The sequence below is a fragment of the Rhizobium sp. SRDI969 genome (assembly GCF_025152725.1).
In the GTDB taxonomy this organism is placed as follows: Bacteria; Pseudomonadota; Alphaproteobacteria; order Rhizobiales; family Rhizobiaceae; genus Rhizobium; species Rhizobium leguminosarum_I.
Map to the genome: position 1 here is coordinate 2,734,918 of NZ_CP104035.1, position 20,367 is coordinate 2,755,284.

General features: G+C 62.0%; 20 protein-coding genes and 1 other RNA gene. 10 read left to right on the plus strand and 11 right to left on the minus strand.

What is annotated here, in order from left to right; translation table 11 throughout:
* The first annotated feature begins 33 nt into the window (after positions 1-33).
* A complete protein-coding gene (locus tag N2A41_RS13830) occupies positions 34-1,308 on the plus strand; it encodes an SDR family oxidoreductase (RefSeq protein WP_260109038.1) in 1,275 nt (424 codons plus the stop codon).
* Positions 1,308-1,784 carry a DUF2269 family protein gene (locus N2A41_RS13835; RefSeq protein ID WP_260109039.1) on the plus strand — a complete coding sequence of 159 codons (477 nt, stop codon included), beginning with the start codon at positions 1,308-1,310 and terminating at the stop codon, positions 1,782-1,784. Before N2A41_RS13830 ends, N2A41_RS13835 begins: the two co-directional genes overlap by 1 nt.
* Here the strand turns inward: N2A41_RS13835 and N2A41_RS13840 are convergent.
* A complete protein-coding gene (locus N2A41_RS13840; RefSeq protein ID WP_222386256.1) occupies positions 1,776-2,369 on the minus strand; it encodes a LysE family translocator in 594 nt (197 codons plus the stop codon). The genes N2A41_RS13835 and N2A41_RS13840 overlap by 9 nt on opposite strands.
* A 152-nt stretch (positions 2,370-2,521) precedes the next feature.
* Here N2A41_RS13840 and N2A41_RS13845 point away from each other — a divergent pair, with 152 nt between their 5' ends.
* Positions 2,522-3,370: an aldo/keto reductase gene (locus N2A41_RS13845; RefSeq protein WP_260109040.1), complete on the plus strand. Its 849-nt coding sequence runs from the start codon at positions 2,522-2,524 to the stop codon at positions 3,368-3,370.
* Between the two features lie 36 nt (positions 3,371-3,406).
* On the opposite strand, the gene ilvN is transcribed toward N2A41_RS13845, so the two are convergent.
* Entirely contained in the window at positions 3,407-3,979 is a 573-nt protein-coding gene (gene ilvN, locus N2A41_RS13850) for an acetolactate synthase small subunit (RefSeq protein ID WP_003560902.1), read from the minus strand.
* A gap of 16 nt (positions 3,980-3,995) precedes the next feature.
* Entirely contained in the window at positions 3,996-5,786 is a 1,791-nt protein-coding gene (locus N2A41_RS13855) for an acetolactate synthase 3 large subunit (RefSeq protein WP_170276434.1), read from the minus strand.
* Between the two features lie 323 nt (positions 5,787-6,109).
* Between N2A41_RS13855 and N2A41_RS13860 the strand changes: the two genes are divergently transcribed.
* Positions 6,110-8,164, plus strand: a complete 2,055-nt coding sequence (locus N2A41_RS13860; protein WP_260109041.1) for an ATP-binding protein — start codon at positions 6,110-6,112, stop codon at positions 8,162-8,164.
* On the opposite strand, the gene N2A41_RS13865 is transcribed toward N2A41_RS13860, so the two are convergent.
* The gene (locus N2A41_RS13865; RefSeq protein ID WP_260109042.1) at positions 8,149-9,075 is read right to left on the minus strand and encodes a dihydrodipicolinate synthase family protein; all 927 of its coding nucleotides are present in this window, start codon (positions 9,073-9,075) and stop codon (positions 8,149-8,151) included. The genes N2A41_RS13860 and N2A41_RS13865 overlap by 16 nt on opposite strands.
* Before the next feature lie 20 nt (positions 9,076-9,095).
* A complete protein-coding gene (locus tag N2A41_RS13870; protein ID WP_162116005.1) occupies positions 9,096-9,710 on the minus strand; it encodes a LysE family translocator in 615 nt (204 codons plus the stop codon).
* 152 nt (positions 9,711-9,862) lie between these two features.
* Between N2A41_RS13870 and pdxR the strand changes: the two genes are divergently transcribed.
* Complete coding sequence (gene pdxR / locus N2A41_RS13875; protein WP_260109043.1) at positions 9,863-11,371, plus strand: MocR-like pyridoxine biosynthesis transcription factor PdxR; 1,509 nt, start codon at positions 9,863-9,865, stop codon at positions 11,369-11,371.
* On the opposite strand, the gene miaA is transcribed toward pdxR, so the two are convergent.
* The gene (miaA, locus tag N2A41_RS13880) at positions 11,368-12,264 is read right to left on the minus strand and encodes a tRNA (adenosine(37)-N6)-dimethylallyltransferase MiaA (RefSeq protein ID WP_260109044.1); all 897 of its coding nucleotides are present in this window, start codon (positions 12,262-12,264) and stop codon (positions 11,368-11,370) included. The genes pdxR and miaA overlap by 4 nt on opposite strands.
* Here miaA and serB point away from each other — a divergent pair.
* Genes serB through N2A41_RS13895 form a run of 3 tightly spaced genes read left to right on the plus strand, consistent with a single transcriptional unit; the run spans position 12,263 to position 13,761 of the window.
* Positions 12,263-13,162: a phosphoserine phosphatase SerB gene (serB, locus tag N2A41_RS13885; RefSeq protein ID WP_260109045.1), complete on the plus strand. Its 900-nt coding sequence runs from the start codon at positions 12,263-12,265 to the stop codon at positions 13,160-13,162. The genes miaA and serB overlap by 2 nt on opposite strands.
* A 40-nt stretch (positions 13,163-13,202) precedes the next feature.
* Positions 13,203-13,496, plus strand: a complete 294-nt coding sequence (locus N2A41_RS13890) for a BrnT family toxin (protein ID WP_170276428.1) — start codon at positions 13,203-13,205, stop codon at positions 13,494-13,496.
* Positions 13,474-13,761, plus strand: coding sequence for a BrnA antitoxin family protein (locus N2A41_RS13895; RefSeq protein ID WP_260109046.1), 288 nt, complete (start codon positions 13,474-13,476; stop codon positions 13,759-13,761). Before N2A41_RS13890 ends, N2A41_RS13895 begins: the two co-directional genes overlap by 23 nt.
* A gap of 15 nt (positions 13,762-13,776) precedes the next feature.
* Here N2A41_RS13895 and N2A41_RS13900 read toward each other — a convergent pair whose 3' ends face one another.
* The 5 genes from N2A41_RS13900 to N2A41_RS13920 all read right to left on the minus strand — a co-directional run bounded on the left by N2A41_RS13900 (position 13,777) and on the right by N2A41_RS13920 (position 19,247).
* Complete coding sequence (locus N2A41_RS13900; protein ID WP_260109047.1) at positions 13,777-15,513, minus strand: Do family serine endopeptidase; 1,737 nt, start codon at positions 15,511-15,513, stop codon at positions 13,777-13,779.
* 207 nt (positions 15,514-15,720) lie between these two features.
* On the minus strand, positions 15,721-16,689 hold the full coding sequence (gene hflC, locus N2A41_RS13905; RefSeq protein ID WP_017965046.1) for a protease modulator HflC: 969 nt from the start codon (positions 16,687-16,689) through the stop codon (positions 15,721-15,723).
* Positions 16,690-16,692: 3 nt separating this feature from the next.
* Entirely contained in the window at positions 16,693-17,772 is a 1,080-nt protein-coding gene (hflK, locus tag N2A41_RS13910; RefSeq protein WP_017965047.1) for an FtsH protease activity modulator HflK, read from the minus strand.
* Between the two features lie 148 nt (positions 17,773-17,920).
* Positions 17,921-18,439, minus strand: a complete 519-nt coding sequence (locus tag N2A41_RS13915) for a dihydrofolate reductase (protein ID WP_260109048.1) — start codon at positions 18,437-18,439, stop codon at positions 17,921-17,923.
* Positions 18,440-18,452: 13 nt separating this feature from the next.
* Positions 18,453-19,247, minus strand: coding sequence for a thymidylate synthase (locus N2A41_RS13920; RefSeq protein ID WP_260109049.1), 795 nt, complete (start codon positions 19,245-19,247; stop codon positions 18,453-18,455).
* Positions 19,248-19,358: 111 nt separating this feature from the next.
* Between N2A41_RS13920 and ssrA the strand changes: the two genes are divergently transcribed.
* Positions 19,359-19,721, plus strand: a transfer-messenger RNA (tmRNA) gene (ssrA, locus tag N2A41_RS13925).
* Between the two features lie 127 nt (positions 19,722-19,848).
* On the plus strand, positions 19,849-20,364 hold the full coding sequence (locus tag N2A41_RS13930; protein ID WP_170255005.1) for an SspB family protein: 516 nt from the start codon (positions 19,849-19,851) through the stop codon (positions 20,362-20,364).
* The last annotated feature ends 3 nt before the right edge of the window (positions 20,365-20,367 follow it).

The window sequence follows — 20,367 nt, forward strand, 5'->3', positions numbered from 1 at the left end:
ATGCCACTCACGCTTTTCCGCTAATCTCCTGCCATGAACATTCTGATTCTCGGCGCCACCGGCTTCATAGGCTCCGTCGTCGCGGCCCGGCTCGTTGCCGACGGCCACGCCGTGACTGGCCTCGGCCGCAATCCCACGCGTGCACGCCTGAAACAGCCAGCGATCGACTGGCGACGCGCAGATCTCTCGCGCATGACGAAAGCGACGGATTGGGACGAGATCCTCAAGGACCAGCATGTCGTCGTCAATTGCGCCGGCGCCCTGCAGGACGGCCTGTCGGATGATCTGTCGGGCACGCAGGCAGAGGCGATGCTGGCGCTCTATTCCGCCGCAAAAGGCTCATCGCGCCCGTTGATCGTGCAGATATCGGCAAAGACGGCGGGAGCCGCGAGCGATCTTCCCTTCCTCGCCACCAAGCGGCGAGCCGACGAGGCGCTGGCGGCAAGCGGTCTGCCTCACCTCATCCTGCGCCCTGCCCTCGTTCTCGGCCGCAATGCCCACGGCGGTTCGGCGCTGCTGCGGGCGCTTGCCGCCTTTCCCCTGGTGCTGCCACTGGTTCATGCCGAAAGTCCGGTCGAAACACTCTCTGTGGACGATGTGGCGGAAGCCGTGTCGCGGGCGGTCTCCGGCGGCATCTCCGGCGATGTCGATCTTGCCGCCAACGAAGTTCTGACGCTCGCCGATCTCGTCAGCCTTCACCGCCAGTGGCTCGGCCTGCCGCCCGCCCGCGTGTTTGCTCTTCCCGGCTGGCTTGCCGGCCCGGTGACGTGGCTTGCCGATCTATCAGGATTGCTCGGCTGGCGTTCGCCGCTGCGCTCGACGGCGATGACTGTCATAACCGAAGGCGTGCGGAGCTCGAAAAAAGGGGGCGGCCTTGCCTTGACACCCGCGGCAGCAACGCTCGCGGCCAATCCCTCCGGCGTACAGGATCTCTGGTTTGCCAGGCTCTATCTTCTGAAGCCGCTCGTCATATCGGGCCTGTCCGCTTTCTGGCTGCTCTCAGGTTTGATCCCGCTGCTGGCGTTGGAGAATACGTCCGCGCATTTCCTGCCGTTCATGCCTGAGCCCGCAGCAACGGCGCTGACGCTTGCAACCTGCCTGATCGACATCGCTCTCGGCGCTGCCGTCCTCCTTCGCCCGCTGGCGAACCGTGCCCTTCTCGGGATGCTGGCCGTGTCGTTCGCCTATCTTGCCGGCGCCAGCCTGCTCGAACCCGCCCTCTGGCTCGATCCGCTCGGTCCACTCGTCAAGGTGCTGCCGTCGATGCTGCTGACACTCATCGCACTTGCCACCCTGGATGAACGCTGATGCTTGAGGAATGGCTGCTGCTTGCCCATGTCGTCGGCGCAACCATGCTCTTCGGCACCGGCGCCGGCATCGCCTTCTTCATGGCGATGGCGCACCGGACACGCGATCCCAAGCTGATCGCCCATGTTGCGGCAACGGTGGTGGTCGCCGACACCCTCTTCACCGCCACCGCAGCCATTCTCCAGCCGGTGACCGGCTATCTGCTGGCCCGGTCGATCGGCTGGGAGCTGTCGGAGGGCTGGCTTGCGCTGTCGGTGCTGCTTTATGTGGTGACCGGCCTGTTCTGGCTGCCCGTCGTCTGGATCCAGATCCGGCTGCGCGATCTTGCCCGCGCCGCAGCAGCGGCGGGAAAAGCCCTGCCGCCGGCCTATTTCAGCCTCTACCGCATCTGGTTTGCTTTCGGCTTTCCGGCCTTCTCAGCCATCATCGGCATTCTCTGGCTGATGCTGACAAAGCCGTCGATCGCTCTATTTTAGCATCGGCCAGAGGCTTAGCACCAACAGCACTGCCATGCTGATATTGAACCATTTCAGTCGCACGGGATCCGAAAGCCATTCCCTGAGCGCCGAGCCGAAGCCGGCCCAGGTCGACACGCTGGGCACATTGACTGCCGCGAAAGCGAGACCGACGATCAGCACGCTCGCGAGGTAGAGTTGCGGATTGGTATAGGTCGCCATCGCGGTGACCGCCATCACCCAGGCTTTCGGATTGACCCACTGGAAGGCCGCCGCCGCGACGAACGACATCGGCTCGACGCCAGTGCTGCCTTCGCTGAGCGAGCGCGAGGTAGCGATCTTCCAGGCGATCCAGACGAGATAGGCGCCGCCTGCAAACTTCAGCGCCGTATAGACTACGGGCACCGTGTGTAGCAGCGCGCCGAGCCCGAAGCCGACGCCGATGAGCAGCGAAAAGAACCCGACGCCGATGCCAAACATATGCGGGATCGTCCTGCGGAAACCGAAATTCACGCCCGATGCGAAGAGCATCATATTGTTCGGCCCCGGCGTGATCGAGGTCGTGAAGGCGAAGAGAACGAGGGCGAGAAATGTATCCAGCGGCATGCGACCTCCCGAAGCCAGCTTTCCTGCGGCCTGTTTATTTAGGTCAGCATAACTGTCCTAAACCATCGATGCCATTACATCATTGTCATGGTGACAGGATTACTTGAAAGATGGCGACACGGCCCAATCTCCTGTCAAAGGGACAGAAAACCATGCAGGACGACCCGATTCCATCGATCACATTCCCGAACGGCACCGAGGTGCCGGCGCTCGGCCAGGGCACCTGGGCCATGGGCGAGGATGCCGGCCATGCCAAGGCCGAGATCGAAAGCCTCAAGGCCGGCATCGATCTCGGCATGACGCTGATCGACACCGCCGAAATGTACGGCGACGGTGGCGCCGAGGAGATCGTCGGCCAGGCGATCAGGGGCCGGCGCGACGAGGTCTTCATCGTCAGCAAGGTCTATCCCTGGAATGCCAGCCTGCATGGTACGATCGAGGCCTGCGAGCGCAGTCTAGAACGGCTGGGCACCGATCGCATCGATCTCTATCTGCTGCACTGGCGCGGCAATTATCCGCTCACAGAGACCGTCGCGGCCTTCGAAACGTTGAAGGCATCGGGCAAGATCGGTGCCTGGGGCGTCTCCAATTTCGACACCGACGACATGGAGGAACTGCTTGGAGTGCCCAATGGCGCCAACGTCGCCGCCAACCAGGTGCTCTATAACCTTTCCCGCCGCGGCATCGAATTCGATTTGCTGCCCTGGTGCCAGAGCCGCGGCATTCCCATCATGGCCTATTCGCCGATCGACCAGGGAAGCATCCTGCACCATCCCAAGCTGATCCACATCGCCAAGGCCTATCAGGCAACGCCCGCCCAACTGGCCCTCGCCTTCCTGCTGGAACGCGACGGCGTCATCGTCATTCCAAAGACGGCAAATGCCGAACGCGCAGCGGAAAACCGCGACTGCGTCTCGCTTGATATCACCGACGACGACTGGGATGCCCTCGACGCCGCCTTTCCGCCGCCCGCACGAAAAAAGCCGCTGGAGATGCTCTGACCTCCAGCGGCTTTAAACACCGTTGCAGTGCCGGGTTCACATGCCCTGCACGCCGCGGTTCATCGCCGCAATGCCGGTACGGCACACCTCGATGAGGCCAAGCGGCTTCATGATCGCCACGAACTGATCGATCTTCGACGATTTGCCGGTGATCTCCAGAATGAAGTGACCGACCGTCGCATCCACCACCTTGGCATGGAAGGCATCGGCAAGGCGCAGCGTCTCGGCGCGCATCTCGCCCTCGCCGATCACCTTGACCAGCGCCACTTCGCGCTCGATCGGCCGATCCTGGCCGAGTTCGCGGGCACGCACCGTCAGGTCGACCACGCGATGCACCGGCACGATTCGCTCGAGCTGCGCCTTGATTTGCTCCAGCACCTGCGGCGTGCCGCGTGTGACCACCGTGATGCGGGAAAGATGCGCCTGATGCTCGGTCTCGGAGACGGTCAGGCTCTCGATATTGTAGCCGCGGCCGGAGAACAGGCCGATAACCCGGGCAAGAACGCCCGGTTCGTTGTCGACGAGAACCGAAAGCGTGTGGCTTTCGACGGCCGCCGTTTCCGGCGAGATGAAATAGGCGGAGCCCGTGGGCTGTAGGTGTGCGTTCATGGCGATGTTTCCTCTTTTAGACGAGCGCGCGGCCCTTGGCATCGATCGCATTGGCGACCGCTTCGTCGGTGGCTTCGTCCGGCAACAGCATTTCGTTATGAGCCTTGCCCGAGGGGATCATCGGGAAGCAGTTGGCGAGATTGGCGACGCGGCAATCGAAAATGACCGGCTTCCTGACCTCAATCATCTCCAGAATGGTGTCGTCGAGATTTTCCGGCTTTTCGCAGCGCAGGCCGACGGCGCCATAGGCTTCCGCCAGCTTGACGAAATCGGGCATCGCCTCCGTGTAGGAGTTGGAAAGACGATTGCCATGCAGCAGCTGCTGCCACTGGCGCACCATGCCCATATATTGGTTGTTCATGATGAAGATCTTGATCGGCGCATCGTGCTGGATCGCCGCCGACATTTCCTGGATGCACATCTGGATCGAGGCGTCACCGGCAATGTCGATGACGAGGCTGTCGGGATGGGCGATCTGCACGCCGAGTGCTGCCGGCAGGCCGTAGCCCATCGTGCCGAGGCCGCCCGAAGTCATCCAGCGGTTCGGCTGCTCGAAACCGAAGAACTGTGCCGCCCACATCTGGTGCTGGCCGACCTCGGTGGTGATGTAGGTATCGCGGTCCTTGGTGTGGGCGAAGAGCCGCTCCAGCGCATATTGCGGCATGATGACATCATTGCTCTTCGTATAGGCGAAGGAGTTGCGTGCCCGCCAGCGGGCGATATCGGTCCACCAGTCGTCCAGGCGACCCTTTTCCGGCTTCTTCGGCAGCGCCCGCCACAGGCGGACCATGTCTTCGAGGACATGGCCGACATCGCCGCGGATGCCGATATCGACGCGGACGTTCTTGTTGATCGAGGATGGATCGATATCGATATGGATCTTCTTCGAGGTCGGCGAAAAGGCATTGAGACGGCCGGTGATGCGGTCGTCGAAACGCGCGCCGATGCAGACCATGACGTCGCAATCGTGCATCGCCATGTTGGCCTCGTAGGAGCCGTGCATGCCTAGCATCTTCAGCCAGTTCTTGCCCGAAGCGGGATAGGCGCCGAGGCCCATCAGCGTCGAGGTGATCGGGAAATCGGTGAGTTCGACCAGCTCACGCAGCAGCTTGGAAGCCTCGGGGCCGGAATTGACGACGCCGCCGCCGGAATAGATGACGGGACGGCGCGCATTCGCCATCAGCTCGATTGCCGCATGGATCTGGTTGAGGTCGCCCTGGATCTTCGGCTGGTAGCTCTTCTGGATCGTGTAGTCGGCGGGAGGCGTGTAGGTGCCGGTCGCAAACTGCACGTCCTTCGGAATATCGACGACGACAGGGCCCGGACGGCCGGATTGGGCAATGCGGAAGGCCTCGTGAATGACGGCGGCAAGCTCGTTGACGTCCTTGACCAGCCAGTTGTGCTTGGTGCAGGGGCGGGTAATGCCGACCGTGTCGCATTCCTGGAAGGCGTCGGAGCCGATCAGCGAGGTCGGAACCTGGCCGGTCAGGCAGACGAGCGGGATCGAATCCATCAGCGCGTCCTGAAGCGGCGTGACCGCATTGGTAGCGCCTGGGCCAGAGGTGACCAGCATGACGCCGACTTTGCCGGTGGAGCGGGCGTAGCCTTCGGCTGCATGGCCGGCGCCCTGCTCGTGTCGGACGAGGATGTGCTTGACGTCTTCCTGCTGGAAGATCTCGTCGTAGATCGGCAGGACCGCGCCGCCGGGATAGCCGAAAATATGTTCGACGCCGTTGTCCTTCAGCGCCTTGAGAACGATCTCCGCCCCCGTCATCCGATTGCCTGCCGCCTGATTGTCCGTGCTCATCTATCTGTTCCGTTTGATGCTGGGATTGCGTTTGTGGCCGGAAGCCCGAATTTCGGGCATAAAAAAAGGCCCCTGAGGAGCCTGTCATCTAGCGCATGGGTGGCTATCGCCGGATGGTTACACCATCCTGCCCATGCGCTTTCCCACCACGATAAGAGCCGTTGCGATTTTCATGGTCGGAAGTGATAGACAGAAAATTTCGCAGCGTCAACGCATGCCGCAATAAAAAACTGCCCCCCGCCTGCATCCCCGAAAATCGATAGGATGAAGGATTTGTTAAAGGATCGACTTTATTCTTTTACGCTACCGCAGGGAGTAGCCCTTTGCTCAACAACGACTTGCGCATGTCTGGCAAGGCAGGCGAGCACGATCGCCGCGATGGCCATACGCCGGGAAATCGCTTTCTCGGCCGCGTCGTCGCATGCAGCGGTTCGCGGGCGACGATTGCCGCCGTCGCCGAACAAGGCGGCACCGATCTGACCGAACTCTGGTCCGTGGGGCGGCTGATTTCGATCAGTGTCGGCCGCAACCGCGTCGTCGCACTCGTCTATCAGATGAACACCGGCAGCCATGCCTGGGGCGAAGGCGAAGACAATATTTTCAAGATCGAAACCGAGCTGCTCGGCGAAGTCCGTGTCGACGAGGACGGGCGCGAGGAATTCTCGACCGGCATCTCGCGTTATCCTTATCTCGGCGCCATCGCCCACCGCATCCGATCCGCCGACCTGATGCGCATCTACGATGCCGGCGAAGGTACGACCGCCGTCATTGGCAAGCTGACGCAGGACGAAGGCATCGATGCGGCGATCCACATCCCCACGATGCTCTCCAAGCATTTCGCCGTCGTCGGCTCGACCGGCGTCGGCAAGTCGACGGCCGTGTCGCTGCTCCTGCACAAGGCGATCGCGGCGGATCCGAAGCTGCGCGTCCTGATCCTCGATCCGCATAACGAATTTGCCGCCGCCTTTCCCGAGCACGCCGTCACCATCGATACCGATACGCTCGACCTGCCCTTCTGGCTGATGCGGCTGGAGGAATTTGCCGAGGTCGTGTTTCGCGGCCGCCCGCCGGTGCCTGAAGAGCTCGACATGCTGCGCGATATCATGCCGGAGGCCAAGCGTGCGTTCCGCGGCAGCGACAACTCGCTGGTGCGCCGCACGACGGAAAAGAGCTCGATCACTGCCGACACGCCGGTTCCCTACCGCATGGCCGATCTGCTGGCGCTGATCGACGAGCGCATCGGCCGCCTGGAAGGCCGCTCGGAAAAGCCCTTCCTGCGGTCGCTGAAGATGCGTCTCATCGCTGCGATCAACGATCCGCGGTATCACTTCATGTTCTCCAACAACACGATCAGCGACACGATCACCGAAACCATCGCGCAGATCTTCCGCATCCCCGGCGAGAACCGGCCGATCTGCACTTTCCAGCTTGCCGGCATCCCCTCCGAGGTCGTCAATTCTGTCGCCTCCGTACTCTGCCGCATGGCCTTCGAGGTGGCGCTGTGGAGCGACGGCGCGATCCACATGCTCGTCGTCTGCGAGGAAGCGCACCGCTATATCCCCTCCGATCCAAGCCTCGGCTTCGTGCCGACCCGCCAGGCGATCGCCCGCATCGCCAAGGAAGGCCGCAAATACGGCGTCTCGCTCGGCATCATCACCCAGCGGCCGGGCGAGCTCGATCAGACGATCCTGTCGCAATGTTCGACGCTCTTTGCCATGCGCCTTGCCAACGACCGAGACCAGGAAATCATCCGCTCGGCCATTCCGAATTCGTCGATCTCGACGACGAGCTTCATCTCCTCGATCGGCAACGGCGAAGCGATCGCCTTCGGCGAGGCGATCAGCGTGCCGATGCGCATGCGCTTTTCCCGCGTCGACGAAAAGCTCCTGCCGAAGGCGAGCAGCGCCAACAGCAAGAACAGCGAGGAAGATCCGGATACGGTCGATCTGCGCAAGATCGTCACCCGCATGCGGGCCGTGACCGTCGGACCCGACATTTCGAATTTCCAGCAGAGCTATGCCGCGTCCGCGGCAGACTTCGACGACGCTGATCCAACCGACGAGGATCTCGACGCGAAGCAATACACGCCTCCTGTCTCTTCCGCCGCGCCGCCCGCCTCCGCGCCGCCCGCCTCCGCACCGCTCGAATCCTACCGCCGCGAACTGCTGCCGCAAACGCCGCGGCTGGACCCCGCCACGTCACCCGCGATCGATCCCAGGCTAGACGCGCTCCGCCGTGAGATGCGCCGCGATGAGCCGGTCTTTGCCCGGCCGGCACCGCCGGCGGATCAGCCCGCAGTCTCCCGCCGGGAGCCCGGCACATCGCTGCGCGAAAGCATTCTGAAAAAACCGCTGAGCAGTCTCTACAACAAGGATTGAGGTTTCAGCTCGCTCTCCAGGGCGATCAGTGGCTCGACGGCCTCGAGCACCCGTTGCCGGTCCATCGGCCCGAGCGGCAACAGAGGGCGTGGGAGCTCTGCCCCGGTGAGTGAAAGAAGGTCGACCAGCGTGTAGACCACACGAAGGCTTCCGAACGCCTTGAACGTTTGCCAGAGCGGCTCGAGAAGAGCATCGAGCCGACGCGCTTCGCCGCCCTCGCCCGCAATCGCGGCCCTGGTCAGGGCAAGGGCGACGCGCGGAAGCACTCCGCCGATAACGCTGTACCAGGCGTCGGCACCTGAAAGCAGCGCTTCGGCAGCGCCCCAGTCGCCGCTGTAGCCGATCGCAAGCTTAGTCTTCTCACGCAGTGTCGCCAGTTCGCCTTCGAAATCGCCGTCAACTGGCAGAGGCATCTTCACCGCCCTGATCGTCTCGATGTCAGACAGGCGCTGCAGAAGGTCTCGGCTGAAGGTGAAGTGGGTCGTCCCGGGATTATTGTAGATGCAAAGCGGCAGCTTCGCCACCTCGGTGACCGCAAGGAAATGCTCGTAGGCTTCGTCGTGAGTAAGCGGCGTGTAGGACACCGGCGCAAGCAGAAGCGCATCTGCACCAGCGGCCTCGGCATCCCTCGCAAGGCTCCGGGCGTGGTCTGTCCTCAAAGCACCGACACCGACGACGAGGGGAACACGACCGCGAACGCACTCGACCGCGGCCTCGACGGCTCGCCGTCGCTCCTCGCATGTGAGAAAGGCGTAGATCCCGGTGCTGCCGAGAAGGCCTATCGAAGCGACGCCTGTATCGCACAGTTGTTCCAGCAGTCGGCAGAGAGCTTCGGTGTCGACCCGGCCATCCCTATCGGCGGGCGTTGGCGGAAAAGCCGAAAGGCCATGAAACGGAGAGGCGACAGACATGATGCGATCCTGAAATCCGGTCAATGTGAGAACAGCAGGCGCGATCCGGCGCCCGCGAAGAAGACGGCGAGGCTGCCTTCGATCCACCGCCGCGCACGGGCGTAACCGCGCACCATCGGCGCCGTCGAGAAGAGCACGGCATAGCCGGCAAATATCGAGATCCCGAGCAGCACGCACCCACCGAAAGCCGTGACGGCCATCTCCGGCGAAGCGCCGGGCTTCAGGCCGAGCGACATGATCGCCACCCAGGCCAGAACCGCCTTCGGATTGCCGAGATGCATCAGAACGCCGCGACGATAGAGTGTGCCGAGTTGCGCGGCGGGTCGAACGACCTCGCTTGCCGGTCTATCAGGGACGGCGGCCGAGCGGGCCGCCCTCCAGGCGAGCCAGAGAAGGTACAACCCGCCTCCGATCTTGAGAAGCAACAGGGCATGAGCATAGCGGACCAGAAGTGTCGAGATGCCGGTGACCGCGACCAGCCCCCAGCATGTCGACATCGTTATAACCCCGGCGGCAAGGGCGAGCGCGGGTCGACGCCCTTGCCGCATCGCCATATTCATGATGGCCATGTTGCTTGGTCCGGGACTGCCCGCAGCGATTGCGTAGGCAATGTAGACGACGAGAAGATCCTGCATTTGCGTTATTTTCCAGAAGTTTGCGCTCGCGCACGGCACCACGCCGAAGACGAAAAATACGCCCTCGGGAAGTCGCCAATCCGCTTCCTTTTCTTTTAAAATTGGTCCACCATGAAGCTCCATTTTGAATAATTTTTATGGACCATTTTGAAATGTCCAAACGGCGCAGCACCATCGAAATCCCATCGCTCAACGCGATCGATCGAATGGCCAATGTCAGCCGTCAGCTTGCCCAGGCCTTGCGGAATGCAATCGCCTGCGGTGAGCTGAGGCCAGGCGAACGCCTTCCTTCGACGCGGAGTCTTGCGGCTTCGCTGAAGATCGCGCGCGGCACTGTCGTCGAGGTGTTCGATCAGCTGACCGCCGAAGGCTATCTCGAAGCGCGGGTCGGATCCGGAACTCGTATTGCCGCTCATCTGATGGACGCAACGCCGGCGCTCCCGCCCGCGCCGGCAGTGCCATCAATCGCGGATGCTGTCGACTTGCCTTCCCAGGCTGCCCGGCTGATCGCCATCGCCCGTGCGCTCACCCCGCACCCGCCCGTTCCCTTTGCCATCGCCGTCCCGGCTTGCGGTATTGCGCCCGACGACAACTGGCGCCGTCTCGGCAACCGCGTGCGCGCGTCGCGACAGGCCGCACCCTCGGGTTATCACGATCCTATGGGCTTGCTCGAACTCAGGCTTGCCATTGCCGACCACGTCCGGCGCGCGCGGGCCGTTCATTGCGAGCCGGAACAGGTCATCGTCACGTCAGGCACCCAGCAAGGCCTCTATATGGCGGGCCGGGTCCTTCTCTCGCGCGACGATCCGGTATGGGCCGAGGACCCGGCCTATCCCGGCTTGACGGCAGTGCTCGACGATCTCGGCGTACGGATGCACCGCCTGCCGGTCGATGCACAGGGAATGAACGTGGAACGCGGCCTCGAACTATGTCCGCAGGCCCGCGCCGCATTCGTCACCCCTTCGCACCAATATCCGATCGGGATGCCGCTCAGCATGGCGCGGCGCAATGCCTTGATCGCCTGGGCCGATCAAAATCGCGCCTGGATCGTCGAGGACGACTACGACAGTGAGCTGCGTTATGCCGGACACCCATTTCCCTCGATGCAGGGATTGCGTCCGTCACGCGTCATCTATCTCGGCACCTTCAGCAAGGTGCTCTTTCCTTCCCTGCGCCTCGGCTACGTCATCGCCCCTTCTCCGCTCGCAGAAGCCTTTGCCGGCGCCCGAGCTATTCTCGACCGGCATTCGCCGACCGGCGAACAGCACGTTCTGGCGGCTTATATGCGGGAAGGCTATTTCGAAGCGCATATCCGGCGCATCCGCGGCCTCTATGCCGAACGCCGCGCTGTTCTGCTCTCGGCGCTCGATCGGGCCTTGCCTGAGGGGTGCCGCGTCCAGGAGAGCGACCAGGGCATGCATATTCTTCTGTGGCTGCCCGAGGAGGTCGACGACGTGCAACTCGCAGCCCGCGCCCTGTCTTCCGGCCTCGCCGTGCGTGCGATCTCCCCGATGTATGCCACGCGGCCGGCGCGCCCCGGCCTGATGCTGGGCTTCGGCGGATTTCTGCCGGAACAGCTGCAGGCGGCGATTGGCGGACTCGTCAATCTGCTGAGCCAGCAGATGTCTCAAGCAGGAGGCCCGCAACAAACTGAAACCTAAACTGTCAGCCGCTCCCAGCTATCGTCCATTTGGTTGCGAAACCATGTCATCTGCCGCTTGGCATATTGCCGCGTCGCCGCAGCCCCCTTCTCCAGCACCTCCTCGCGCGTCATCTCGCCCCTGACCATCGCCGCAATCTGCGACACGCCGATTGCTTTCATCACAGGCGCATCGGCCGGCAGGCCGAGCGCGAGCAGCGCCCTCACCTCTTCTTCTGCGCCTTGCTGCAGCATCTTCTCGAAACGCTTGTTGATGCGCTGATGCAGCACTGCCCTGTCCGGCAGCACGACGATCTTGCGGGCCTCAGCCGCGTCGATGACCTCCGGCCCCGACCGCCCCTGGAAATCGGCGATCGACCGTCCTGTCGCCTTCATCACTTCGAGCGCCCGGACGATGCGCTGCCCGTCCTGTCGGTTGAGGCTTGCCGCCATAGCGGGATCGGCTTCGGCGAGCTCCGCATACAGCCCGTCCGGTCCCTCCTGCAACAGCCGCGTCCTGAGTTCGTCCCGCAGCGCCTCGGGTATCTCGGGCATATCGGAGAGGCCGCCGGTTAGTGCCTTGAAATAAAGCCCGGTGCCGCCGACGAAGACCGGCAGCCGCCCCGTGGTCCTCAGCACCGGCAGCAGTGCTGCGACATCGCGCAGCCAGGCGCCTGTGGAATAGGTCGCACCTGCCGGCACGTGGCCGTACAGATGATGCGGCACACCCTGCATCTCCTCCTCCGACGGCCGCGCGGTCAGCACCTGCAGCGTGTCGTAGACCTGCATGCTGTCGGCGTTGACAACCGCGCCGTCATGGCGCCTGGCCAATTCGACGGCGAGCGCGGACTTGCCGCTGGCGGTCGGCCCGGTTATCAGGATCGCGTTCACTGAGCTCAGAAGGTTTTCCATCATGGCCCTCGTTGCCACGCTTGTTGCCAATCCGTCAAATCCCGTGCTGACACCCGAAATCGCCGAGCAGGCGGCCAAGGCCGTGAACGCTTCCGGTCTCTACTGGCTGGCCGACGGCATCGCCTGCGATATCGCGCTGCGTGACGGCACGGACATGCAAGCGGCCGAGGCCAATATCCTTGCCGTCATATCAAGCGCGCCCATCGACCTCGTCATCCAGGAGCAGGAGACCCGCCGCAAGAAGCTGCTGATCGCCGACATGGATTCGACGATGATCGGCCAGGAATGCATCGACGAACTCGCCGCCGAAGTCGGTCTGAAGGAGAAGGTCGCGATCATTACCGCCCGCGCCATGAACGGCGAGATCGCCTTCGAGCCTGCCCTGCGTGAGCGTGTCGCTCTGCTGAAGGGCCTGCCGATATCCGTCGTCGACGAGGTGATCGCCAAGCGCATCACGCTCACCCCGGGCGGCCCGGAACTGATCGCCACCATGAAGTCGAAAGGCCTTTACACCGCGCTTGTCTCCGGCGGTTTCACCGTTTTCACCAGCCGCATCGCCGCCACCCTCGGTTTCGACGAGAACCGCGCCAACACGCTGCTCGAAGACGGCGGCATTCTCTCCGGCTTCGTCGCCGAACCGATCTTCGGCAAGCAGGCGAAAGTCGATGCGCTGAATGAGATTTCGGCCCGCCTCGGCATTTCGCCGGAAGAAGCGATCGCCGTCGGCGACGGCGCCAACGATCTCGGCATGCTGCAACTGGCCGGCTCCGGCGTTGCCCTCCACGCCAAGCCCACCGTCGCTGCTCAAGCGCGGATTCAAATCAACCACGGCGACCTGACCGCCCTGCTCTACATCCAGGGCTACCGGAAGACCGAATTTGTTTTCCCGATAGCCTCTTGATGTTTTACAAATTTGTACGTACAATTTTATTGGATATGACATGCCGCGGTTTCAATGGAACGACGAGAAAAACCGAATCAACAAGGCCAAGCATGGCGTCTCCTTCGAGACGGCGTGCTTGATCTGGGATGATCCGCAGTATCTTCTCATTCCAGACGCGGCCCATGACGGCGAACAAAGATGGCTGGCGATCGGCGCCGTGGGTTTTGTGACTGTACTGGTCGCCGTCCATGTCATCTTCGGTGCCGAGGATGAAGAGACCGTTCGAGTGATCAGCGCTCGAAAGGCGACATCTCACGAAAGAAGACGATATGAGCAATCGACCTTTGACTGACGCGCAGCTCGCCGAACTTCGGGCACTGGAGAAGCTTCCCGACGAGGATATCGACACCGGCGACATTCCTGAGATCACCGATGAACAGTGGCGCCTAGCTCGCAAGGGCGATTTGTACCGGCCGCTGAAGCAATCGGTTACCATCCGTCTGGATGCCGATATCCTAGACTGGTTCAAGAGCCATGCGGGCGGCCGTGGCTACCAGACGGACATCAACGCCGCGTTGCGCACTCACGTCGCTAAGGATCAAAAAAGGAGCGGCTGACCGCTCCTTTTTTCCTTACTCCATCGGCACCGCCACGAACCGCAGATCGCCATTCGCCGATGCGATCATCAGCTGGGCATTGCGGCGGCCTTCCTGTTTCAGCGCATGCACCTTGGCGGCGACCGCATCCGGTGACTTCATGAACTCCTGCGCCACCTCGACGATCACATCGCCGGGCTTCAGCCCCTTTTCGGCGGAAGCGGAGCCGGGCGTCACCTCTGTCACGACGACGCCGTCGACGCTCTCGGCGATGCCGAAGGCCTTGCGCGTCTCGGCGCTCAACAGCGACAGCGACAGCCCGAGCACGTTCTTCGGCGTTGCCGCATCCGGCGACACCTGGCGCTTATGCTGGTCGGGCGCACCCGGCGCTGGTTGGGCCTGATCGCCGGTGTCAGGTTGGTCCATGTCGTTGTTCTCACCGGGATCCGGGGTGATCACGCCGTTATCCTGCGAGCCGTCGGGCGCTGAATCGTCGGATGTCGCCGCCTGATCGCTGTCCTCGAGCCGGCCGAGTTTCACTTTGACGGTCTGCTCCTTCCCGTCGCGCAGCACCACCACGTCGACTTCCTTGCCGACCGTGCTTTCCGCCACGACACGCGGCAGATCGCGCATTTCGCTGACAGTCTTGCCGTCGAATTTCAAAATGACGTCACCCGCCTTGATCGAGCCGTCGTCGACGGGGCCACCCTTGATGACGCCGGCGACCAGCGCGCCCTTTGCTGTGTCGAGCCCCAGGCTGTCGGCGATATCGTCGGTCACCGGCTGGATACGCACGCCGAGCCAGCCGCGCCGCGTCTCGCCATATTCGCGTAGCTGGTCGACGACGCCGGAAGCAAGCTCCGATGGCACCGAGAAGCCGATGCCGATCGAGCCGCCGCTCGGCGAAATGATCGCCGTATTGATGCCGATCACTTCACCCTTCATGTTGAAAAGCGGACCGCCGGAATTGCCCTTGTTGATCGCCGCATCCGTCTGGATGAAGTTGTCATAGGGACCGGCATTGATGTTGCGGCCACGCCCGGAAATGATGCCGACCGTCACCGAACCGCCGAAGCCGAACGGATTGCCGATCGCCATCACCCAGTCGCCGATACGCATCGTGCTGGAATCGCCGAATTTCACCGATTTCAACGGCGTCTTCGGCTCGACCTTCAGCACCGAAAGATCGGTCTTCGTATCGGTGCCGATCAGCTTCGCCTTGAGCTTCGTACCATTGGCGAAATTGATCTCGATATCGTCGGCACCCTCGATCACGTGATTGTTGGTGACGATATAGCCGGCTGGATCGATGACAAAGCCTGAGCCAAGCGAACTGACATTGTGGTTGCCGCCCTTGTTGCCCTGCTGCTTATTGAAGAAATCGTTGAAGAATTCCTGGAAAGGTGAGCCGTCGGGCGCGCGCGGCGCCGGGCCTGCACCCTCGTCGTCCTTCACATTTTGCGAGGTCGAGATGTTGACCACGGCATCGAGCAGCCCCTCTGCGAGGTCGGCGACCGAAGCCGGACCGCTGTTGGGCACGACGGCCTGGATCGGGGCGGCCTGCTGCGGTGCGGGAGCAGCCGCGGCCGGCGGTGTGGGTGTAGGAGCGGTCGTTTCAGGAGCAGCCGGAGCGGGTGTCGTAACCCCGGGTGTGGTCGTCTGAGGTGCGGTTTGGGCGTACGCGACCCCGTTCATGCCGGCATGCGCAAGAATTGCAGCGCTGGCCATAAGCGCGAGCGTTCGTCTGAAGGGCGAGCGAATCGTGGGGGCCATCAAGCTTCCTCATAGGGGGTACATGCGCACATTGAGCACCAGCATAAGGCGGAATGATGGAGGGCGAAATCACCTTTTCGCGAAATCCCCGTGCAATGTGACGTGGCCTCGCAAAAGCCAAATTATCTCGACCATTCCACGAAAAAAGGGCCGGCACTCGGGCCAGCCCTTCCATGATCGTCGGGATGCGAATGACATCCCTTGCCGTTAGTTCGCCGGCTGGGTGGGAGCTGCGGGAGCAGCCGCGCCGGGAGTTACCGCAGCCGGTGCGGCAGGATTTGCCGGCGGCTGCAAACTGCCGGCGGCATTGTCGAAATAGCGGAAGAATTCCGAATTCGGCGACAGCACCAGCGTCGTGTCCTGCGACGAGAGGGCAGAGGAATAAGCCGCCATCGAGCGATAGAACTCGAAGAAGGCTGGATCCTTGCTGAAGACTTCGGCGAAGACGCGGTTGCGGTCCGCATCGCCCTGGCCTCGAAGGATTTCCGCATCGCGCTGCGCGCCTGCGGTGAGCTCGACGACCTGACGGTCGGCGATGGCCCGGCGCCGCTGGCCTTCCTCATTGCCCTCCGCACGGATACGCTCCGCCTCGGCGAGGCGTTCCGAACGCATGGCATTATAGGTGTTCGGCGCGACCTCCGGCGAAAGGTCGGTGCGGCGGATGCGAACGTCGTCTATATGCAGCCCGAGATTTTCGGCATCGGTGCGCAGATCGTCGCGAATCTCCAGCATCATCGCGACACGCTCTTCCGAGAGCGCCGCATTGTAGTCACGCAGACCGTAGACGCGGCGAAGCGATGAATCGAGCTGCGCTCTCAACCGCGCTTCCGCGGCTTCGCGATCGCCCGATACCGTTTCGCGGAAGCGGCGAACATCCGAGATGTTATAGATCACGAAGGCATCGACATCGAAGGTCTGGCCGTCCTGGACCTGAACGCGGATATTGTCGAGATCGAGCCGCAGCGCCTGCTTTTCGACCAGCTGAACCCGGTCGGCGTCCATGAAGCCGAAGGGCAGCTTGAAGTAAATGCCAGGCTCGGTCTTGACCGTCTGGATCTGGCCGAAACGGACGACGATGGCCTGCTCGCGCGCATTCACCACGAAGATGGACGAATAGAGCCCGACCAGCACGATGGCAAGGATGAGGAAAACGATGGGAAGTCTGTTCGATGTCATGACTCAACCTCCCTGCTGCGCCGGCTTGCCGAGCTCATTGAGCGGCAGATAGGGCAGGACACCCTGCTTCTCGTCGATGATGACCTTCCTGGAATTCTTCAGCACCTGCTCCATCGTTTCGAGGTACAACCGCTTGCGGGTCACGTCGGGCGCCTTGGAATATTCGTCGTTGATCGCAGTGAAACGCTGCGCTTCACCTTCCGCCTCCTTCACGACACGGTCCTTGTAGGCGGCGGCATCTTCACGGATTCGCGCCGCATCGCCTCGCGCCTGGCCGAGCTTCTGGTTCGTGTAGCGGTTGGCCTCTTCGATCGTGCTGTCACGGTCACGGCCGGCACGCTGCACTTCTTCGAAGGCATCGGCGACTTCGCGCGGCGGCGCCACGTTCTGGATCGTCACTCCGGTTACGGTCACGCCTGCGCCATAGCGGTTCATCGTGTCCTGCAGGATATTGAGCACATCCACTTCGATCGGCTGGCGATTGCTGCGGAAGGCGTCCTGCGCCGGACGCCGGCCGACGATTTCACGCATGGCACTGTCGGAAACCTGCTGCAGGGTCTCTGCCGGATTTTCGACATTGAAGAGATAGGCCTTCGGGTCACTCACCGTGTAAAAGACGGCGAACTGCACGTTAATGACGCTCTTGTCGCTGGACAGCATCAGGCCATTCGAAGACGATGCCGAAGTCGCCCCGATGTTCAGCTGCTGCACGGTCACCTTGACCGTCTCCACGGTTTCCATCGGCCACAGGTGGAAATGCAGGCCCGGCATCGAAATCTCTTCCTTCGGCTTGCCGAACCGCAGCTCGACGCCGCGTTCGTCCGGCTGCACGACGTAGATGCACTGGATCAGCCAAAAGACGGCGACGATCGCCGCGACGATCACCGCCACGCCGCCGTTGAAGCCGCCGGGAATGATGTTGCGCAGTTGGTCCTGGCCGCGCCGGATGATATCTTCCAGATCGGGCGGTCCGCCCTTGCCGCCACCGCGCGGCCGGTTCGGCCCCTGTCCCCATGGTCCCTGATTATTACCGCCGCCGCCGCCCCAAGGGCCGCCGCCGCCATTCTGATTGCTCCAGGGCATCAAAACCTCGTTGTTCGTTAAGTCTCCACGCATCCGAAACCGTGGGGGCTGACCGGCGGACGCGTTGGTGACCGTTATAGGTATCGCCGCATCGGCTTTCAACGCAGCGTGAGAAACTTGGTCAATTTAATTGGAAAATAGTTCATTTTCAGGCCTGCCGGCGTTCGTAGACGACGAAACGCGTGGGATAGCTGTCCTTTTCGCTGGCCGGAACCGCGATCGCCTCCCCTGCCTGCCAGATGTCGGGATCGATCGCGGGAAACGACGCGTCTCCGTCAAGATTGGCCTCGACATGCGTGATGCACATCCGGTCGGCAAGACCGATCGCCTGGGCATAAACCTGCCCACCGCCGAGAATGCAGATCTCGTCGACGCCGGTTTCGAGCGCCAGCCTTTCGGCCGCCTTTATCGCCTCGGGCAGCGAATGTGTCATGCTGACATCAGCATGGTCTATCGCCGCCTGCCGCGAGATGACGACGTTCGGCCGTCCCGGCAGCGGCTTGCCGATCGAATCGTAGGTCTTGCGGCCCATCACCACAGGCTTGCCCAATGTCAGCGCCTTGAAGCGCTTGAGATCGCTGGAAAGCCGCCACGGCATGTCGCCATCGCGGCCGATAATGCCGTTCCGGGCGACGGCGGCGATAATGGTCCTGCGGATGTCAGCCATGAAATATCCCGGATCAGACGGCGATCGGCGCCTTGATGCTGGCATCGGCCTCGTAGCCGATCAGCTCGAAATCGTCGAAGTTGAAACCGAAAATATCCTTCACATCAGCATTGATGCGCATGAACGGCAGCGGTTTCGGCCGGCGCGCCAGCTGCAGCTTCGCCTGGTCGAAATGGTTGTGATAGAGATGGGCGTCGCCGAGCGTGTGGACGAAATCGCCGGACCTCAGCCCGGTCACCTGAGCCACCATCATCGTCAGCAGCGCATAGGAGGCGATGTTGAAGGGCACGCCGAGGAAGATATCGGCCGAGCGCTGGTAGAGTTGGCAGGAAAGCTTGCCGTCAGCCACATAGAACTGGAACAGGCAATGGCAGGGCGGTAGCGCCATTTCGTCCACTTCGGCCGGATTCCAGGCCGAAACGATGTGGCGGCGCGAATTCGGATTGTTGACAATGCCTTTGATCAGATTGGCGATCTGGTCGATATGGCCGCCGCCGGGCGCTGGCCAGGAGCGCCACTGGGCGCCGTAAACCGGCCCGAGATCGCCGTTTTCGTCGGCCCATTCGTCCCAGATCGAAACGCCGTTCTCCTTGAGATAGCGGATGTTCGTCTCGCCCTTCAGGAACCAGAGAAGCTCGTGGATGATCGAGCGCAGATGCAGCTTCTTCGTGGTGAGGACGGGGAAGCCCTCTTCGAGGTCGAAGCGCATCTGATAGCCGAAGACCGAGCGTGTGCCGGTGCCGGTGCGGTCGCCCCGGTCGGAGCCCTTTTCCATCACATGATTCAAGAGATCGAGATATTGCTTCATGTCGCGCTGATTCCGTTTCGGCTAATTTAAGCCTTCGGAACCGGGAAACCAATCTCCGGCGGGCATTTTCCCAAAGTTTCTGATGGATCGCATAACGCTTTTATGACGTTTGCCCTTTCCATGGGCTGAGGAAACCACTATATGACCCCTGCCGGCTTTCGGGCCGGCTATGGCGATAAATGAGCGGTGTAATAAACCTATTGGACCCGGGGGCGGTACCCGGCGCCTCCACCAAAAACCGGCGGTCTTAAAGGCCGGCTTTTGATGGGGGCGAAACAGGATCGACAAGGGTGTAAAGATCGTCTTTTTGCTCGGCATTGTACCGCCGTTATCGGGCTAAAATTGTAGTTGCAAACGACAACTATGCGGAAGCTCGTCTCGCTGCTTAATCGCGGTGTGACACTTCAATCAAAGTCCTAGTGGTTCGCACCTCTAGGCGGGGTCCGAAGGCACCTGGCAACAGAAGCCTTCACCTTCTCCCTGCCGCCGAAATCATGTATGCTGCTTAAAAACGTGACTCGGCTCCGGTCTTTCCCAAGGCGCCCGGACGTGGCATACAACCTTGTGAAAAGACTCCGAACCGACGAAAGACAGGAAAAGCATGGGGCAGGATCATATCCGCTACGACATTCTGGCACAGGATGCACTTCGCGGCGTCATCCGCAAGGTTTTGGCGGAAGTTGCAGCCACGGGCCGCCTGCCCGGTGATCACCACTTTTTCATCACCTTCCTCACTGGCGCGACCGGCGTGCGCATCTCCCAGCATCTGAAGTCGAAATACCCCGAGCAGATGACCATCGTCATCCAGCACCAGTTCTGGGATATGAAGATCACTGAGACGCATTTCGAGATCGGCCTTTCCTTCTCGGACGTTCCGGAAAAACTGGTCATCCCATTCAATGCGATCCGCGGTTTCTACGATCCCTCCGTCAACTTCGAGCTCGAATTCGACGTGCCTCTCGCCGATGGCGAGGAATTGCCGTCCGGCGAAATCACCGCCTATCCGGTGGATGCGGCCGGAAAGCCCGACGACGTCGCGGGCGCAAAACCCGCCGACGGCGAGGAGAAAAAACCGGGCTCCGTCGTCTCACTCGACTCCTTCCGCAAGAAGCAGTGATTT

Excerpts from the sequence above, each read along its gene's own strand:
- N2A41_RS13830 (WP_260109038.1), top strand. The coding sequence starts at position 34 with ATGAACATTCTGATTCTCGGCGCCACCGGCTTCATAGGCTCCGTCGTC.
- N2A41_RS13835 (WP_260109039.1), top strand. The coding sequence starts at position 1,308 with ATGCTTGAGGAATGGCTGCTGCTTGCCCATGTCGTCGGCGCAACCATG.
- N2A41_RS13840 (WP_222386256.1), bottom strand. The coding sequence starts at position 2,369 with ATGCCGCTGGATACATTTCTCGCCCTCGTTCTCTTCGCCTTCACGACC.
- N2A41_RS13845 (WP_260109040.1), top strand. The coding sequence starts at position 2,522 with ATGCAGGACGACCCGATTCCATCGATCACATTCCCGAACGGCACCGAG.
- ilvN (WP_003560902.1), bottom strand. The coding sequence starts at position 3,979 with ATGAACGCACACCTACAGCCCACGGGCTCCGCCTATTTCATCTCGCCG.
- N2A41_RS13855 (WP_170276434.1), bottom strand. The coding sequence starts at position 5,786 with ATGAGCACGGACAATCAGGCGGCAGGCAATCGGATGACGGGGGCGGAG.
- N2A41_RS13865 (WP_260109042.1), bottom strand. The coding sequence starts at position 9,075 with ATGTCTGTCGCCTCTCCGTTTCATGGCCTTTCGGCTTTTCCGCCAACG.
- N2A41_RS13870 (WP_162116005.1), bottom strand. The coding sequence starts at position 9,710 with ATGCAGGATCTTCTCGTCGTCTACATTGCCTACGCAATCGCTGCGGGC.
- pdxR (WP_260109043.1), top strand. The coding sequence starts at position 9,863 with ATGTCCAAACGGCGCAGCACCATCGAAATCCCATCGCTCAACGCGATC.
- serB (WP_260109045.1), top strand. The coding sequence starts at position 12,263 with ATGGCCCTCGTTGCCACGCTTGTTGCCAATCCGTCAAATCCCGTGCTG.
- miaA (WP_260109044.1), bottom strand. The coding sequence starts at position 12,264 with ATGATGGAAAACCTTCTGAGCTCAGTGAACGCGATCCTGATAACCGGG.
- N2A41_RS13890 (WP_170276428.1), top strand. The coding sequence starts at position 13,203 with ATGCCGCGGTTTCAATGGAACGACGAGAAAAACCGAATCAACAAGGCC.
- N2A41_RS13895 (WP_260109046.1), top strand. The coding sequence starts at position 13,474 with ATGAGCAATCGACCTTTGACTGACGCGCAGCTCGCCGAACTTCGGGCA.
- N2A41_RS13900 (WP_260109047.1), bottom strand. The coding sequence starts at position 15,513 with ATGGCCCCCACGATTCGCTCGCCCTTCAGACGAACGCTCGCGCTTATG.
- hflC (WP_017965046.1), bottom strand. The coding sequence starts at position 16,689 with ATGACATCGAACAGACTTCCCATCGTTTTCCTCATCCTTGCCATCGTG.
- hflK (WP_017965047.1), bottom strand. The coding sequence starts at position 17,772 with ATGCCCTGGAGCAATCAGAATGGCGGCGGCGGCCCTTGGGGCGGCGGC.
- N2A41_RS13915 (WP_260109048.1), bottom strand. The coding sequence starts at position 18,439 with ATGGCTGACATCCGCAGGACCATTATCGCCGCCGTCGCCCGGAACGGC.
- N2A41_RS13920 (WP_260109049.1), bottom strand. The coding sequence starts at position 19,247 with ATGAAGCAATATCTCGATCTCTTGAATCATGTGATGGAAAAGGGCTCC.
- N2A41_RS13930 (WP_170255005.1), top strand. The coding sequence starts at position 19,849 with ATGGGGCAGGATCATATCCGCTACGACATTCTGGCACAGGATGCACTT.